Origin of the sequence: Kitasatospora sp. NPDC056138 (genome assembly GCF_042264695.1) — a bacterium.
GTDB lineage: Bacteria > Actinomycetota > Actinomycetes > Streptomycetales > Streptomycetaceae > Kitasatospora.
Genome location: NZ_JBHJVK010000022.1, coordinates 49809 through 66744, shown reverse-complemented (window position 1 = coordinate 66744; position 16936 = coordinate 49809). Strand labels below are relative to the sequence as shown.

Annotated in this window: 13 protein-coding genes; 7 read left to right on the top strand and 6 right to left on the bottom strand. The window is 72.7% G+C overall.

All coding sequences use genetic code 11. The features are described from left to right. The 3 genes from ACFC1R_RS16255 to dnaK form a co-directional block, all read right to left on the bottom strand. Positions 1-915, bottom strand: a complete 915-nt coding sequence (locus tag ACFC1R_RS16255) for a DUF2797 domain-containing protein (RefSeq protein WP_375938958.1) — start codon at positions 913-915, stop codon at positions 1-3. A 180-nt stretch (positions 916-1095) separates the two neighbouring features. Continuing rightward, positions 1096-1650, bottom strand: coding sequence for a nucleotide exchange factor GrpE (gene grpE / locus ACFC1R_RS16250; protein ID WP_375938956.1), 555 nt, complete (start codon positions 1648-1650; stop codon positions 1096-1098). Then, complete coding sequence (gene dnaK / locus ACFC1R_RS16245) at positions 1647-3512, bottom strand: molecular chaperone DnaK (protein ID WP_375938954.1); 1866 nt, start codon at positions 3510-3512, stop codon at positions 1647-1649. The genes grpE and dnaK overlap by 4 nt, the downstream gene beginning before the upstream one ends. 380 nt (positions 3513-3892) lie before the next feature. On the opposite strand from dnaK, the gene ACFC1R_RS16240 reads away from it, so the two are divergent. After that, positions 3893-4156, top strand: a complete 264-nt coding sequence (locus tag ACFC1R_RS16240; protein ID WP_375938952.1) for a dsRBD fold-containing protein — start codon at positions 3893-3895, stop codon at positions 4154-4156. 82 nt (positions 4157-4238) lie between these two features. Here the strand turns inward: ACFC1R_RS16240 and ACFC1R_RS16235 are convergent, their stop codons facing one another. From ACFC1R_RS16235 to ACFC1R_RS16225, 3 genes are read right to left on the bottom strand one after another with little or no spacing between them, the layout of a single operon-like run. Next, entirely contained in the window at positions 4239-5315 is a 1077-nt protein-coding gene (locus ACFC1R_RS16235) for a hypothetical protein (protein WP_375938950.1), read from the bottom strand. Continuing rightward, the gene (locus ACFC1R_RS16230) at positions 5312-6622 is read right to left on the bottom strand and encodes an MFS transporter (RefSeq protein ID WP_375938948.1); all 1311 of its coding nucleotides are present in this window, start codon (positions 6620-6622) and stop codon (positions 5312-5314) included. Before ACFC1R_RS16230 ends, ACFC1R_RS16235 begins: the two co-directional genes overlap by 4 nt. Before the next feature lie 3 nt (positions 6623-6625). Continuing rightward, the gene (locus ACFC1R_RS16225; RefSeq protein WP_375938946.1) at positions 6626-7543 is read right to left on the bottom strand and encodes a glycosyltransferase; all 918 of its coding nucleotides are present in this window, start codon (positions 7541-7543) and stop codon (positions 6626-6628) included. A gap of 300 nt (positions 7544-7843) precedes the next feature. Between ACFC1R_RS16225 and ACFC1R_RS16220 the strand changes: the two genes are divergently transcribed. The 6 genes from ACFC1R_RS16220 to ACFC1R_RS16195 all read left to right on the top strand — a co-directional run bounded on the left by ACFC1R_RS16220 (position 7844) and on the right by ACFC1R_RS16195 (position 16831). Next, the gene (locus ACFC1R_RS16220; protein ID WP_375938944.1) at positions 7844-9286 is read left to right on the top strand and encodes a sugar transferase; all 1443 of its coding nucleotides are present in this window, start codon (positions 7844-7846) and stop codon (positions 9284-9286) included. A gap of 90 nt (positions 9287-9376) precedes the next feature. Next, entirely contained in the window at positions 9377-10471 is a 1095-nt protein-coding gene (locus tag ACFC1R_RS16215) for a Gfo/Idh/MocA family protein (RefSeq protein WP_375938942.1), read from the top strand. Further along, entirely contained in the window at positions 10465-11160 is a 696-nt protein-coding gene (locus ACFC1R_RS16210) for an acetyltransferase (RefSeq protein ID WP_375938940.1), read from the top strand. The genes ACFC1R_RS16215 and ACFC1R_RS16210 overlap by 7 nt, the downstream gene beginning before the upstream one ends. Before the next feature lie 22 nt (positions 11161-11182). Next, positions 11183-14647, top strand: a complete 3465-nt coding sequence (locus ACFC1R_RS16205) for a DUF4082 domain-containing protein (RefSeq protein ID WP_375938938.1) — start codon at positions 11183-11185, stop codon at positions 14645-14647. 84 nt (positions 14648-14731) lie between these two features. Further along, positions 14732-15778, top strand: coding sequence for a glycosyltransferase family 2 protein (locus ACFC1R_RS16200; protein WP_375938936.1), 1047 nt, complete (start codon positions 14732-14734; stop codon positions 15776-15778). A 72-nt stretch (positions 15779-15850) separates the two neighbouring features. Then, positions 15851-16831 (top strand): class I SAM-dependent methyltransferase, encoded by a 981-nt coding sequence (locus ACFC1R_RS16195; RefSeq protein WP_375938934.1) that lies wholly within the window; start codon positions 15851-15853, stop codon positions 16829-16831. Positions 16832-16936: the final 105 nt, after the last annotated feature.

The following is a 16936-nucleotide window of genomic DNA, read 5'->3' as shown; positions in this document are numbered from 1 at the left end:
TCAGAACAGGGCGTCCTGGGTGGTCGGCGCCTCGGGGCGGCGGCGCGGGCGGAGGTCGAGGCCCGGGCCCGCCGGGCGGTCGGTGGCGGAGAGCGTCCAGCCGGCCAGGCGGCGGGTGTCCAGCAGCAGCGGCAGGCCGTCGGGCTGGTCGAGGAAGAGGTGGCGGCCGATCGGGCGGCGCAGCGCGCCGGAGAGCACGGCGCCGTCCGACAGCCCGGCGACCTCGCGGTACTCGGCGGGGGCGCCGTCCGTGAGCCCGAACAGCTCGACGTGGTCGGTGATCCGGCCGTCCGGGTGGTGCTCGATCCGGTGGTGGCCGGCCAGCAGGCGCAGTGCCTCGGCGCGGGCCCCGGCGAGGTCGTCGCGGCGCCGCTCGGCGGCCGGCAGGTGCCACCAGCCCTCGGTCTTGGCGTGGCCGCGGTACCGCTCGCGGGCCAGCCCCGCGCCGGAGACCGTCAGCTCGGCGCGGCGGATGCCCGGCAGCGGGCCGCGCGCGAGGAAGGTGAAGGCCAGCGCACCCTGCTCCAACAGGCGGCTGGTGCCGCGCTGTTCGGCGGTCAGGCCGACCTTGAGCAGGCCGGTGCCGAGCCACGCGAGGTAGAGGCGGTAGGTGCGGCCGTCGTCGAGGATCTGGTCGCGGGCCAGCGCGAGGCCCCGGTCCGCGCTCTGGCAGGCCGGGCACTGGACGGCGGCGCCGGCCGGGTCGATGGTCGCGCCGTGCGGGCAGGGGCGGCGCTGCGGCTCACCGGGCAGCCAGACGCCGGTGCAGCGGCGCGGGCCGGTGAGCAGCCAGCCGATCCGCTCGCCCGAGGCCACCGGACGCTCGTGCTCCCGCTCGCCGTTGCGCGCGCTCAGGTAGGGGCGGCCGCCGTGCCAGTGCAGCCCGTTGGCGGTCCATCCTGCCGTCCGCGTCACCCTGATCCCTCCCCGGATGCCTCCCTCGCCGAATCCGCAAGGGTACCCGGGCGGACCGACGGTCCCGGCCGGTCCGGGGCGGCCGCCCGGCGGGCACGGGACGGCCGCACCCGGGTGGAGTCTCCCGCCCGGGCGTCGGAACGGCCGATCCGGCGCCCCCGGACGGTGGTTGACGATGCGTCAGCCCTCGGTCGGCTCGGCGACCGTGACCTGGGCCGGGCGCAGCAGGTGGGCGCCGACCCGGTAGCCGGGCCGGTGGACGGCACTGCAGGTGGGAGCGGTGACGTCGGGGGAGCGGGCGTTGAGCAGGGCCTCGTGGCAGGTGGGGTCGAAGGGCTCGCCCACCTCGCCGAAGGAGCGCAGGCCGAGGGCTCCGAGGTGATCGGACAGTTCGTCCGCGACGGCCCGGAAGCCGCCGGTCACATCGCCGCACGCGCGGGCCCGGTCCAGGGCGTCGAGCACGGGCAGCAGGCCGGACAGGACGTTCGCCACCGCGATCTCGCGGACGGCCAGCCGGTCCCGCCGCACCCGCTTGCGGTAGTTCTCGAAGTCGGCCTGCACGCGCTGGAGATCGGCGGTGCGCTCGGCCAGCCGGGCCGCCAGCTCGGCGGGCGTCGTCGGCGCCTCGTCGGCGGAGCCGGCCGAAGGGGCGGGGAGGAACTCCGGTTCGGCGTGCCGCCGGGGGCCGCACAGGACCAGTTCCGAGGAGCGGTCGCGGTCGTGGGAATCGTTCATGGGGCTGTCCCCTTCGGCCGGTCCTCGTCGACGATCTCGGCGTCCACCACCTCGTCGTCCCGGGGTGCGGACGGGCCGCCCTCCGCCGCCGGGCCGCCCTGCGCCCGGGACTGCGACGCCTGCGCGTACATCGCGGCGCCGATCTGCTGCGCCGCCGTGTTCGCGCGCTCCAGTGCGGTGCGGACCGCCGCGTCGTCGGTGCCCTTCAGGGCCTCCCTGAGCTCGGTCATCGCCCGGTCGACGTCGCTCTTCACGTTCTCCGGGACCTTGTCCGGGTTCTCCCGGAGCAGCTTCTCGGTGGTGTAGACGAGGTGTTCGGCCTGGTTGCGGGTCTCGGCGGCCTCGCGCCTGCGACGGTCCTCCTCGGCGTGCTGCTCGGCGTCCCGCATCATCCGGCCGATGTCCTCCTTCGGCAGGGCGGAGCCGCCGGTGACGGTCATCCGCTGCTCCCGGCCGGTGCCGAGGTCCTTGGCGCCGACGTGCATGATGCCGTTGGCGTCGATGTCGAAGGTGACCTCGATCTGCGGCAGGCCGCGGGGGGCCGGCGGCAGGCCGGTCAGCTCGAACATGCCGAGCTTCTTGTTGTACGCGGCGATCTCGCGCTCGCCCTGGTAGACCTGGATCTGCACGGACGGCTGGTTGTCCTCGGCCGTGGTGAAGATCTCCGAGCGCTTGGTCGGGATCGTCGTGTTGCGCTCGATCAGCTTGGTCATGATGCCGCCCTTGGTCTCGATGCCGAGGGACAGCGGGGTGACGTCGAGCAGCAGGACGTCCTTGACCTCACCCTTGAGGACACCGGCCTGCAGGGCGGCGCCGATGGCGACGACCTCGTCCGGGTTGACGCCCTTGTGCGGGTCGCGCCCGGTGAGCTCCTTGACCAGCTCGGTGACGGCCGGCATCCGGGTCGAGCCGCCGACCAGGATCACGTGGTCGATGTCCTGCACGGTGATCCGGGCGTCCTCCACCGCCTGGTGGAACGGGGTCTTGCAGCGTTCCAGCAGGTCGGCGGTGAGCTGCTGGAACTCGGCCCGGCTGAGCCGCTGTTCCAGGTGCAGCGGGCCCTCGGCGGAGGCCGTGATGTAGGGCAGGTTGATGGTGGTCTCGGTGGCCGAGGACAGTTCGATCTTCGCCTTCTCGGCCGCCTCCCGGAGCCGTTGCGAGGCCATCCGGTCCTTGCCGAGGTCCACGCCGTAGCCGTTCCTGAACTCCTTGACCAGGTGGTCGACGACCCGCTGGTCCCAGTCGTCCCCGCCGAGGTGGGTGTCGCCGTTGGTGGACTTCACCTCCACCACGCCCTCGCCGATCTCCAGCAGCGAGACGTCGAAGGTGCCGCCGCCGAGGTCGAAGACCAGGATCGTCTGCTCGTTCTCCTTGTCCAGCCCGTAGGCGAGCGCGGCCGCGGTCGGCTCGTTGACGATCCGCAGCACCCGCAGACCGGCGATCTCACCGGCCTCCTTGGTCGCCGTCCGCTGGGCGTCGTTGAAGTACGCGGGGACGGTGACCACGGCGTCCGTGACCTCCTCGCCCAGGTAGGCGGAGGCGTCCCGCTTGAGCTTCTGCAGCACCCGGGCGGAGATCTCCTGCGCCGTGTACCGCTTGCCGTCGATGTCGCCGGACTCCGGGAAGTGCCAGCCGGGCTCGCCCATGTGGCGTTTGACCGAGCGGGCGGTGCGGTCCACGTTGGTGACCGCCTGGCGCTTGGCGACCTCACCGACCAGGACCTCGCCGCCCTTGCCGAAGGCGACGACGGACGGCGTCGTCCTGGCCCCCTCGGCGTTCGGGATGACGGAGGGCTCGCCGCCCTCCAGGATGCAGACGACGGAGTTGGTGGTACCGAGGTCGATACCGACTGAGCGGGCCATGTCCGAGCTCCCTCCCTCGGAGAGATCACCTCACCCCATTCTCCTGCGGACCCGGTCCGAGGTCACGTCCTGAACGGTACGGGCCCGCAGGGCGCGGGCGCCGTCCGCGCCGGCCGCCGCCTCCCGCCGGACCGCCGCGGCGGCGAGTGCCGGCGCGGCCGGCGCCGTGAGGTCGGCGCCGTCGATCTCCGCCGAGGGGACGGCCGGGTCCGGCGCGAAGGGAGAAGGGAGGTGACGGCGCGCTCTGACGGCCGGTCGGAGAACGCCGTGCGCGCCGTCCGGCGGGGCGGGCGGCGGCGGTGCGCCGGACTCTTGCAGGCGGCGGGGACGGGGCGCACGCTGGTGGTAGCGACGGCAGAAGGGGGATTGGGAGGTCGGTCATGCAGAACCAGTGGGATGTGCAGCTGAGCTTCTCGGAGGACGGTGTGCACACCGTCTGCGAGGCGGCTCTGGTCGGACCGAGGGCACCGGGGCTGCGCGGGCACGGCGAGTCGACCCGCAGCGTGGACGACCGCCCGTTGGCGCGGATCGGCGAGGAGCTCGCGGCCTCGCGGGCGCTGGAGGACCTGTCGCACCGGCTGAGGTCCCAGGCGGACGGCGAGATCGCCGACGAGGGGCACCGGCCCGGGTACCTGATCTACTGACCGGCCATCGGACGCCCGCCGCCGCCGGATGCCGCGGCGGCGGGCGCGTTGGTCGAGCCGGTCGCGTTGGTCCGCGGCGGGCTCAGGGCAGCAGCGCGGGGGAGAAGCCGCCGTGCAGCAGGAGGGCGGGGGCGCCGGTGCCGTCGGCGGGGACGGTCCACAGATCGGATCCGGTGCCGCCGGGGGCCGGCAGCGCGTAGGCGAGGGTGGCGTCGTCGAGCCAGGCGGCCTGGTCGTCGACGCTGTGGGTCTCGGCGAGTTCGGTCTCCCTGCCGCTCGCCAGGTCGAGGACGTACAGCCGCCAGGGCCGGACGGGATCGCCGGAGATGCGCTTCTTGAAGGCGATCCGGGTGTTGTCGGGGGAGAGCGAGGGGCACTCGACGTTCTCCCTGAGCACGGTGAAGGCGCGGGCCGCCAGATCCCCCTTGACCAGGTAGGTCCTCCCGGTGCTGACCGGGGACATGGTGGCGTAGAAGGTGTTGTCGTCGGAGGTGAAGGTGACGCCCCAGAAGTTGCGGTCCACCGGCATGTAGAGCCTGCCGTCCTTGTGGACGGTGAAGTCCTCCAGGGTCGCGGTCAGGGCTCCGCTGCGGACGTCCAGGATGGAGGTGCGGGTGGAGAAGGAGTTGGTGGCGTAGGAGTCGCCGGAGGTGAAGACCGTCCAGGAGGCCATCCGGCCGTCGGCCGAGATCCGGGCGCGGTTGGGGGCGCCCGCGCCGAGGTCGATCCTGCGGGTCTCGTGCAGGGTGGCGTCCAGGATCCTGACGTGGTGGCTGGGGATCGCGCCGTACTCGGTGGTGAGGCAGACGACCGTCCCGGCGGCGGCGTAGACGCGCTCGCAGGAGGTCCGGCCGACGGTGCGCGGGCCGGTGGAGTCGGCGCGGTCGACGGTGGCCAGGAAGCCGAAGCCGGGCCCGGGTTCGGTGTCGCGGAAGAGCAGCTCGCCGTGGGCGCCGGTGAGGTTCAGCTCGTCGGCGGCGGGGGCGGCTCCGGAGCCCCGGTGCATGCTGCGGTCGGCGCGGCCGGCGGCGTGCAGGCCGTAGCCGACGCCGAGGGCGGCGAGCAGGACCAGGGCCAGGGCGAAGACGATCACCCGGGCCCTGGTGAACACCGGGCCGTCCTGGTCGGTCTCGGGCAGGGCTTCCCGGGGCGGTGTCACATCGCCTCTTCCACGGTCGGCTTCTCGGTGGTGCGGATCAGCAGGGCCGCCGCCACCAGGCAGAGCAGCAGCCCGGCGCCGAAGACGTGCAGCGTCCACTGCGGGCCCTGGAAGCGGTACGCCATCCCGAACAGCAGCGAGGAGGCGAACATCCCGAGGGCCTGGAGGCTCTGCAGCACCGCGAAGCCCGAGGTCCGGGCGTGGGCGGGCAGCAGGGCGGCGGCGTGCGCCATCAGCGGGGCGTCGGTGGCCGCGTAGAACACGCCGTGCAGGGCGAGCACCGCGACCAGCACCGCGGGGCCGCCCCAGGAGGAGGCGAGCAGTGCCAGCACCCCGAGGAAGCAGACGTGTCCGCCGAGGAAGAGCCGCCAGGGCCCGACCCGGTCGGCGAGCGAGCCCAGCGGCAGCGAGAGCAGCAGGTACGGGGCGGCGGTGCCGAGGGCCAGCAGCGGGAACCAGCGGGCGGCGAGGTCGTCCTGGTGCTGGAGCGTCAGGTAGACGAAGGCGTCGCTGATGGTCGCGGTCTCCAGCAGCATCACGCACAGGCAGGTGCGGCCGAATCTCCGGTCGCGCAGCAGGCCGAGCCCGGTGCGGAGGGTGACCGGCCGGCGCTCGGCGGCGGTGCCTCCGGCGGTGCTTCCGGCGGTGCCTCCGGCCGTACTGCCGCGCCGCTCGCGGACGAAGAGCAGCAGCACCAGGACGCCCACGGCGGCCACGCAGAAGCTGGCCACGAACACCGCGTCGTAGGCGGTGGCGACGGCCGAGAGCACGGCGAAGGCGATCAGCGGGCCGCCGAAGGCGCCCGCGGTGTCCAGGGTGCGGTGCACGCCGAAGGCCCGGCCCTGGGTCTCGGGGGTGCTGGAGAGCGAGATCAGCGCGTCGCGCGGGGCGGTCCGCAGACCCTTGCCGCTGCGGTCCACGGCCAGCACGGCGCTGATGCCAGGCAGTGACGCACCGGCCGCCGGCAGGCCCAGCTTGCACACGGCGGAGAGCGCGTAGCCGGCCACCGCGACCGGCTTGCGGACGTGGAAGCGGTCGGCGAGATGGGCGCCGGCCAGCCGCAGGAAGACCGAGGCACCGTTGAACAGGCCGTCCAGGAAACCGGTCTGAAGCATCGTCAGACCGAGGACCGAGGTGTAGTACAGCGGCAGCACCGAGCTGACCATCTCGGAGGAGATGTCGGTGAGGAAGCTGACCAGGCCCAGGGCCACGACGTTGGCGGCGACCCGGCGCCCGGCCCGGGACCGGGGTGATCCGGCCGCGGCCTGCTGGGTGGAGTCGGCGGCCCGGCTGGAGGAGAGGTACACGGTTCAGGCCAGGTTGTCCGCGGTGGGCCGGGTCCGCAGGCGGGCCGGGCTGAGCAGGGCGGCGGCGGCCCGGCGGCTGCGCCGGTGGCCGAGCAGGGCCCGGGAGCTCTCGCGCAGCAGGGTCGCCGCCCAGAACAGGGCCGTGGCCGGCGCCGAGTTGCGGCGGCGGAACAGCCGGACCTTGTTGAGGGTGAGCAGTGTCCACAGCCGGGGCGAGACCTCGGAGTCGCCCTCCAGGTGCACGGCGTGGGCCTCGGGGGCGAGCCGGGTGCGGTGGCCGAGGTCGCGGGCGCGCAGTGCGTACTCGGTCTCCTCGGAGTACAGGAAGAACGATTCGTCCCAAGGGCCGCAGTCCTGGACGCACTGCCAGGAGATCAGCAGGGCCGCGCCGGTGGCCCAGTCGGCGCAGGCGGCGGTGCGGTAGGCGGCCTCGGCGGTGACGATCTCGCCGAGCAGCGCGAAGCGCCCGGCCCGCCGGTTGCCGAGGACGGCTTCGCCGACCGCCCGCAGCACGGCGGGTTCGCGGCGCAGCGAGTGGGTCAGGGCGCCGCTCTCGCCGTGCAGGCGGGGGACCACGATGCCGGTGTCCGCCCGGCCGAGCTGCGGGAGCATGGCCGCGACGCAGCCGGGGGCGAGCCGGATGTCCGGGTTGAGGACCAGGACGGCGGTGCAGGGGGCGATCCGGGCGAGGGCGGCGTTGATGGCCGCCGCGTACCCGGCGTTGTACCCGGTCCGGACGATCCCGGCCTCGGGGAACCGGTCCTGAAGGATCGTCAGGGTGTCGTCGGCGGAGGCGTTGTCGGCCACCGTCAGTCTCCAGTGGACGCCGTGGAGCCCCTGCTCCAGGGAGTCCAGCAGCCCGGGCAGGACCTCGGCACTGTTCCAGGTGACCACGATCACTTCGACCGTCACAGGATTCATCGTTCCCCTCCAGCTGGCGCGTGCCAAGTATGCGCCGGATCGTGTGCCGTGGTCAGGGGATTCGGTGTTCGGGCGGCCCGCGTACGTGTGTTCGTACTAACGCTATCTCCACTGTACTGCTACATAGTTGGAGAGATTGTTTGCGGTTTGTCCTCGCGGGAGGTGATCGGGCGACTACCTTGCTCCCTGGGGATCGCATGGTGCTACGCGAGCGACACGGCCTTCGGTGGGGGATGTCGGTGTCCGGCGCTCGCTTCTCGCAGTTCGGGCAACCTTCGTCGGACGCACCAGGGGGGAAGCATGGCCGTGGAGTCGGCCGCACGTTCGGAGAGAATCCGTGATGTCATCACACCGCGTGAGCTGCACCGGAGGTGGCAGTACGACCATCTCCCGAAGCTCGTCGTCATGGACCTGGTGGCTGCAGCCGCCACCGCCTTCACCGCCCACCTCTGCGGCGGACGGCGGGAGGTCGTCCTCCTGCTGCCGCTGCTGTGGCCGCTCGCCCTGCTGGCCGTGCGCGGCTACGGACAGCGCCACCTGGCCGGCGGCCGGGAGGACTACCGCCGAATAACCAGGGCCGCGCTCGCCCTCGGGGCCGTCGCCGTGCTCGGCTCCGAACTCGCCCTCGGCCGGGACGAGTTGGTCCACGACGCGGTGCTCGCACTGGCCGGGGCGGGCGTGCTGACCGCACTGCTGCGCCGCGTGCTGCAGTGGCGGCTGGCGGTCGCCTGGGCGGCCGGGCGCGACCTGCGCCGGGTCCTGGTGGTCGGCAACCCCGGGGCGGTCGCCGAGCTGGCCGAGTCGCTGGCCCGGCAGTCGCCGCACGGTCTGCGGCTGATCGGCGCCTGCCTCACCGCGGCACCGCTGCCGGACCGGCTGCCCGACCCGCAACTGCCCGTCCTCGGCGGCCGGGACAACGTGCTCCCGGTGGTCCGCCGGACCGGCTGCGAGATGGTCATCGTGCTGCCGGACGCGGCCCTGGACCAGATGGCACTGCGCCGTCTCGGCTGGGACCTCGACGCCGAGGGGGTCCAGCTGCTGATCAGCCCGCGGCTCTCGGACGTCTGCGCCGCCCGGCTCGACGTCAGGACGGTCGGCGGCCTGCCGCTGCTCCATCTCCGGGCGCCCGCAGGGTCGTTGGCCGCCCGGCTGCCGAAGGAGATCGTCGACCGGCTGCTGGCCGCCGTGGGACTGCTGCTGCTCACCCCGCTGCTGCTGGTGGTCGCGGCCGCCGTCCGCAGCAGCAGTCCCGGACCCGTGCTGTTCCAGCAGCGCCGGGCCGGGCTGGGCGGCGAGCAGTTCACCATGTTCAAGTTCCGCACCATGGTGCAGAACGCCGAGGAACTCAGGGACGAACTCGCCGCGCTCAACGTCAACGGCGACGGCCCGCTGTTCAAGATGACCAGGGACCCCAGGACCACCGGGGTCGGCCGCTTCCTGCGCCGCTACTCCCTGGACGAACTCCCGCAGCTGATCAACGTCCTGGCCGGACACATGTCGCTGGTCGGCCCGAGGCCCCCGCTGCCCGAGGAGACCCTGGACTACGACGAGGTCACCCGCCGCCGGCTGCTGGTGAAACCCGGACTGACCGGGCTGTGGCAGGTCAGCGGGCGCTCCGACCTGCCCTGGAAGGAAGCCGTCCGGCTCGACCTCAGCTACGTCGACAACTGGTCCCACGCCCTGGACGCGCAGATTCTGCTGCGCACCACCGGCGCCGTCGCCCGTGGCAAGGGTGCGTACTGATACGTCTGCTGAACGCCCTCCGGCGAGCAGCTGATTGATGCACCGTCAAAGTCGGACGAACTGTCGAACTCCGCCGAAAGGAACCGTCACGTGACAGCCATTGCACCGACCGTCCAGGCAGAAGCCCGTCCGCTGGGCCTGGCCGTGGTCGGGGCCGGCTACTGGGGTCCGAACCTGGTGCGCAACTTCCAGGCCTCGGAGGAGTTCCGGCTGCGCTGGGTCTGCGACCTGGACCTGGCCAGGGCCGAGCGGGTGCTGGGCGAGTACTCCACGGTGGCCGCCACCGACGACTACGCCGCCGTGCTCGCCGACCCCGAGGTGGCGGCGGTCGCCATCGCCACCCCGGCCGGCACCCACCTCGACGTGGCGCTGGCCGCCCTGCGCGCGGGCAAGCACGTCCTGGTGGAGAAGCCGCTCGCGGCCACCGGCGAGGAGGGCAGGCTGCTGGTGGCCGAGGCCGAGCGGCGCGGCCTGGTGCTGATGTGCGACCACACCTACTGCTACACCCCGGCGGTCAGCCGGATCCGCGAGCTGGTCGGCTCCGGAGAGCTCGGCGACATCCAGTTCGTCGACTCGGTCCGGATCAACCTCGGGCTGGTCCAGAAGGACGTGGACGTGCTCTGGGACCTCGCGCCGCACGACCTGTCCATCCTGGACGCGGTCCTGCCCGAGGCCGACCGGCCGGTCGCGGTGGCCGCCCAGGGCGCCGACCCGCTCGGTGTCGGCCGAGCCTGCGTGGCCTACCTGACGCTGCAGCTGGCCTCGGGCGCCATCGCGCACGTGCACGTCAACTGGCTCTCCCCGACCAAGGTGCGCACCACCATGGTCGGCGGCTCCAAGCGCACCGTCATCTGGGACGACCTCAACCCGCAGCAGCGGATCGCCCTGTTCGACCGGGGCGTGGACATCGCCACCCCCGAGCAGCTCGGTGCCGGCGAGCGCCGCGAGCGGCTGGTCAACTACCGCTCCGGCGACATGATCGCGCCCGCGCTCGGCGAGAAGGAGGCCCTGCGCGGAGTGGTGGAGGAGTTCGCCGCCGCCATCCGGCAGGGCCGCGCGCCGCTCACCGACGGCCGTTCCGGACTGCGGGTCCTGGAGATCCTGGAGGCGGCCGCACTGAGCCTGGAACGCGACGGTGCGCTGGTGCCGCTCGCCCCGGCCGACCGTACGGCCGCGCCGTGCTGAGGCGGGACCTGCTGATCGTCGGGGCCGGGGGCTTCGGACGGGAGGCCGCCGAAGCGGCCCGCGCAGCCGGTGACAGCTGGCGGCTGCGCGGCTTCCTGGACGACGACCCGGCCCTGCACGGCACCGAGGTGGACGGCGTCCCGGTGCTCGGGCCGGCCGAGGCGGTGCACGACCTGCCCGACGCGCAGGTCGTCCTGTGCACCGTCAACCCCCGTGTCTACACGAGCCGTTCGGACCTGGTGGAGCGGCTGGAACTGTCCGAGGACAGGTACGCCACCCTGGTCCACCCCAGTGCGCAGATCGCCGGCTCGGCCGAACTCGGCCCCGGCAGCGTGCTGCTCGCCCAGGTGGTGATCACCGCGCGGGCGACGGTCGGCGCGCACGTCGCGGTGATGCCGCAGACGGTACTCACCCATGACACCGAGGTGGCCGACCTGGCCACGCTGGCCACCGGGGTACGCCTCGGCGGCGGCGTGCGGCTGGAGCGCGGCTGCTACCTCGGCGCGGGCTCGATGGTCCGCGAGTACACCACGGTCGGCCGGTGGTCGCTGGTCGGCATGGGATCGGTGGTACTGCACGACGTACCTCCGCTGGAGGTCTGGGCCGGCAACCCGGCCCGGTTCCTCCGGGCGGCGGCTGGGGCGGCGGAACGGGCAACGGCGCCCGAACCGGTGCCCGGGAGTTCGTAGGCACAGCAGGGGAGCAACGGCAATGAAGAACGGCAGCGGCATGAACACGTCCCCACCCAGTCCATCCATCCGACGCGGCGGCCACGGCACCGGCGGGCTCCTGCGAGCCCTGCTCGCGGCCGTGCTGCTGGTCGCCTCCGGCGTCCTCGCGGCGCCGGCCGCCCACGCGGCGGGCGACCCGTGCGCCGCGCCCGTCACCAACAAGGTCGCCTGCGAGAACAGCAAGCCGGGCGACCAGATGGAGGACTGGTACTCCCCGAACGCCTGGGGCAGCATCCAGGGCTTCACCACCCACGAGAGCGTCAAGCCCGGCGACACCGTCCAGTTCAAGGTGCAGTCGCCGGTGCCGTACACGATCGACGTCTACCGCCTCGGCTGGTACCAGGGCGACCGGGCGCGCAGGATGCCCAGTTCGCCCACCGCCACGTTCGCGGCCAAGAGCCAGCCCAACTGCCTCTCCGACAGCTCCACCGGACTGGTCGACTGCGGCAACTGGACCGTGACCGCCACCTGGACGGTCCCCAGTGACGCCGTCTCCGGCCTCTACATCGCCAACATCTCGCAGACCGACGGCAACGGCCTGATGCCGTACCCGATCGTCGTCCGGGACGAGAGCAGCCACAGCGACATCGTGGTGCAGACCAGCGACGAGACCTGGCAGGCCTACAACACGTGGGGCGGCCAGAACCTGTACAACGGCTCCGGGCCCGCGCCCGACGGCCGTGCGTACAAGGTCAGTTACAACCGCCCGCTGGACATCGGAGCCGACAACGGCGTCTACGGTTCCGAGTACGCGATGATCGCCTGGCTGGAACGCAACGGGTACGACGTCAGCTACCTCTCCGGCATCGACGTCACCACCAAGGGACTGCTGCTGCAGAACCACAAGGTCTTCCTGTCCAACGGCCACGACGAGTACTGGAACCAGGCCCAGCGCGACAACGTGACGGCCGCCAAGGCGGCCGGCGTCAACCTGGCCTTCTTCTCCGGCAACGAGATGTTCTGGCGCACCCGCTTCGAGAACTCCCTCGACGGCTCGGGCACCGCCTACCGCACCATGGTCAGCTACAAGGAGAGCAAGCTCCAGATCCCCGGCGTGGACGGCGTGCCCGACCCCAGCGGCCAGTGGACCGGCACCTGGATGGACCCGGTCGGCGCCGGACGCGGCGGCGGCAAACCGCAGAACGCCCTGACCGGACAGCTGTTCCGGGTCAACGGCTACCGCAACGACGCGATGACCGTCCCCGCCCAGTACGCCAAGCTACGACTGTGGCGCAACACCTCCATCGCCAACCTGCAACCGGGGCAGGTCGCCACCTTCCCGACCGGCACCCTCGGCTACGAGTGGGACGTCGACGAGGACAACGGCTCCCGGCCGCCGGGCGCCATCGACCTCTCCTCCACCACCGTCTCCGTCACCGACGGCACCTACCTGCTGGACAACGGCAACACCTACGGCAACGGCGTCGCCACCCACAGCCCGACCATCTACCGCGACCCGGCCTCCAAGGCGCTGGTCTTCGGCGCCGGAACGGTCCAGTGGTCCTGGGGCCTGGACACCCTGCACGTGGGCAACGCCACCACCGAGGACCCGCGGATGCAGCAGGCGACCGTCAACCTGCTCGCCGACATGGGCGTCCAGCCGACCAGCCTGCAGTCCGGCCTGGTCCGGGCCACCGCCTCCACCGAACTCACCGGACCCACCGTCGTGGTGACCTCGCCGGCCCCGGGCGTCACCGTCCCGGTGCAGAAGCCCGTCACCGTCACCGGCACCGCCGCCGACCTCGGCGGCGGCCAGGTCGCCCGGGTCGAGGTCTCCGTCGACGGCGGCAACACCTGGAAGGGCGCCACCGGCCTCGCCAACTGGAGCTACACCTGGACGCCGCTGACCCAGGGCGCCGCCCAGATCCAGGTCCGCGGCGTCAACGACTCCGTCAACACCGGGACGGTCACCGCCGTCAGCCTGACCGTCGGCCCGCAGCAGTGCCCCTGCACCATCTGGCCCAGCTCGGCCACCCCGGCCCACGTCGACTCCGGTGACGCCGGAGCGATCGAACTCGGCACCAAGTTCCGCACCACCACCAACGGCGCGATCACCGGCGTGCGGTTCTACAAGTCCGCGCTGAATACCGGCACCCACACCGGCAGCCTCTGGAGCACCGACGGCACCCGGCTCGCCACCGGCACCTTCACCAGTGAGAGCGCCTCCGGCTGGCAGCAGCTGACCTTCGCCACACCCGTCCCGGTCAAGGCCAACACCACCTACATCGCCTCCTACTACGCCCCCAACGGCCACTACTCCTACGACGACGGCTACTTCACCAGCCAGGGCGCCGGAATCGACCCGATCAAGGCCCTGATGGCCGGAGCCGACGGCGACAACTCGGTCTACCGCTACGCCACCGGCGGCGGCTTCCCGACCTCCAGCTACCACGACTCCAACTACTGGGTGGACGCCGTCCTCGACACCTCGGTGGACACCGTCACACCGCCGGCCGTCACCGCCGTCACCCCGGCCAACAGCGCCACCCAGGTCGCCATCACCGCGACCCCGACCGCCACCTTCAACCACACCGTCGACACCGCCACCCTCAAGTTCACCCTGACCGGCCCCGGCGGCACCCCGGTCACCGCGACCGTCGGCTACGACTCCGCCACCGCCACCGCCACGCTGCGCCCCAACGGGCAGCTGGCGCTGAACACCGCGTACACGGCCACCGTGCAGGCGAGCGACCCGTGGGGCAACCCGATGAGCGGGCCCAGGACCTGGACCTTCACCACCAACGCCACCCCGCCCGCGGTCAGCTGCCCCTGCTCGCTGTGGAACTCCACCGCGGCACCGGCCAGCCTCGACTCGGGCGACGGCACCGCCGTCGAGGTGGGCACCCGGTTCAGCTCCACCCTGGACGGCTGGATCACCGGCGTGCGGTTCTACAAGTCGGTCGCCAACACCGGTACCCACACCGCGACGCTGTGGAGCAACTCCGGCACCCAGCTCGCCACCGGGACCTTCAGCAGCGAGAGCGCCTCCGGCTGGCAGCAGCTCAACTTCGCGACCCCGGTGGCGATCACCGCCAACACCAGCTACCTGGTCTCGTACTACGCGCCGAAGGGCCACTACTCCGCCAGCAACGGCTACCTCGCGGCGGGCTACTCGGCGTACCCGCTGCGGGCCGTCGCCGACGGCCCCGGCAGCGCCAACGGCGTCTACCGGTACGGCTCCAGCGGCTTCCCGACCAGCACCTTCAACTCCACCAACTACTGGGTCGACCCGGTCTTCACCAACGTCAGGCCGGCCGCCGCGGCCCAGACCACCGCACTGCAGCTCGCCCTGCCGCTGAAGCCGGTGACGGACATCCTCGGCGGACTCCTGAACGGCCTGCTGGGCAAGGCTAACGGGCCGAGGACGGCGACCCCGGGCCGTGAGCCCGCGCCGCTCACCCCGCCCTCCGGCGCGGCCTCGGCCGCGGCGCGCCGCTCCGGCTGACAGCCGCCCGACCCGGGCCGGTCCCGCCCTCCCGGCGGGACCGGCCCCCGCCTCCGACCCCGACCGCGAAAGGACAACAGCGCAGTGAGCACCGTGAGCGTGGTCATCCCGTGCTACAGGTACGGGCACTATCTCGCCGACTGCGTGAGCAGCGTGCTGGACGAGCAACCCGGCGTCGACGTCCGGGTGCTGATCATCGACGACGCCTCGCCGGACGACTCCGCCGAGGTCGCCCGGAGGCTGGCCGCCACCGACCCCCGGATCGAGGTCCGGGTGCACGAGACCAACAAGGGGCACATCGCCACCTACAACGAGGGCCTGCTGGAGTGGGCCGACGGCGACTACACCGTCCTGCTCTCGGCCGACGACCGGCTCACCCCCGGGGCGCTGACCCGTGCCGCCGCCCTGCTGGACGCCAACCCCGGCGTCGGCTTCGTCTACGGCCACCCCATCCACTTCCAGCACGGCACACCGCTGCCGCCCGCCCGTACCCGGCTGCGCGGCACCTCGGTCTTCCCGGGCGGGTGGTGGCTGGAGCGGCGCTTCAGGGAGGCACACGGCTGCATCACCTCGCCCGAGGTGGTGGTCCGCACCTCGCTGCAGAAGGAGGTCGGCGGCTACGACCCCGAGCTGCCGCACGCCGGCGACATCGAGATGTGGATGCGGCTCGCCGCGCGCGCCGACGTCGGCTACGTCAAGGGCGTCGACCAGGCGTACTACCGCCGGCACGGCGGGAACATGTCCGCCACCGAGTTCGGCGGACAGATGGACGACCTGCGGCAGTGCAAGACCGCCTACGACTCGGTGATCGCCAAGTGCGGTGACCGCATCCCCGACGCCCGCCGGCTCGCCGACACCGTCAACCGCAGACTCGCCCGCTTCGCCCTGCGGCGCGCCGTCCGCGCCTACGACCGGGGCCGCACCCGCGAAGTCCCCGAGGCCGAACTCCTCGCCTTCGCCGCCGAGTGCTGGCCCGCCTACCGCACCCTGCCGGAGTACCACGGCCTCCGGCTGCGCCGCCGGATCGGGCCCCGGGCGATGCCGTACCTGCAGCCGCTGGTGCTCACCGCCGTGGTGGCCAAGGGGCGCGAGTGGCTCTGGTGGAAGTCCTGGCGCCTGCGCGGGATCTAGGAAGGCGGCCGCAGGCAGCGGGCCGGCCGGTGGGCGCCCCCGGTGGTGACCCGTTCACACAAGGGAGAGAACGTGTTCAACAATCTGGTGAACCGTCACGACGTCTACCGGGTCGGCCGGAAGCTGCGGCGCGGGCAACTCGACCGGCTGGTGTCCAAGGTGCGGGTCCGCGGTACGGAACGGGTGGTCACCCACTGGTCCGCCGTCGACCCCTCGCTCCAGGAGTGGTGGGCGATACCCGCCGTCGTCCGCCGGTGGAACACCTTCGCCAGCGGCGACCCCGAGACCGGGTTCCCGCAGTACGTCGCCGACAGGTGGCTGGCCGAACGCACCGGCCTGCGCGCCCTGTCGCTCGGCTGCGGCACCGGGGGCAACGAGGTCATCTGGGCCCGCCTCGGCGTCTTCGAGCACATCACCGGCATCGACATCTCCCCGGACCGGATCGCCTACGCCACCGGCCAGGCCAAGGAGCTCGGCCTGGACGACGTGCTCGGCTTCCGCACCGCCGACGTCCGCGACCTGCTGCGCGCGGGGGAGACGTACGACATCGTGCTCGGCCTCCAGTCGCTGCACCACTTCGACCGGCTCGACCACACCATGGACCGGATCGCCGGACTGCTCAACCCCGGCGGACTGCTGGTCGTGGACGAGTACGTCGGCCCGACCAGGTTCCAGTGGACCAGCGGCCAGCTGCGGGCGGTGGACCAGCTGCTCGGCCACCTCCCGCCCGAGCGGCGCAGGCTGGCCGACGGGCGGCTCAAGCGGCGGGCGGTACGGCCGAGCCTGCTGTCGATGCGGCTGGACGACCCCTCGGAGGCCGTCGACGCGGACCGGCTGCTGCCCGCGCTGCGCAGCCGCTACCGGGTCCTGGAGGAACGCCCCTACGGCGGCACGGTGCTGCACGTCGCGTTCTCCGGGATCGCACAGAACTTCCGGGACGGCAGCGAGGCCGAGGCCAGGCTCATCGAACGCTGCTTCGCCGCCGAGGACGCCGTCCTGCCGCAGCTGGGGCACGACTTCGTGTTCATGGTCTGCGAGCCGAAGCCGGCCTGAGGGCCGCCGGGCCGGCCGCGGGGTGCACACCGGTGAGGGCGTCGGACCGTACGGTCCGACGCCCACCACCCAGTGCGGGTGCGCGGGGGCCCCCCCGAGACAGGG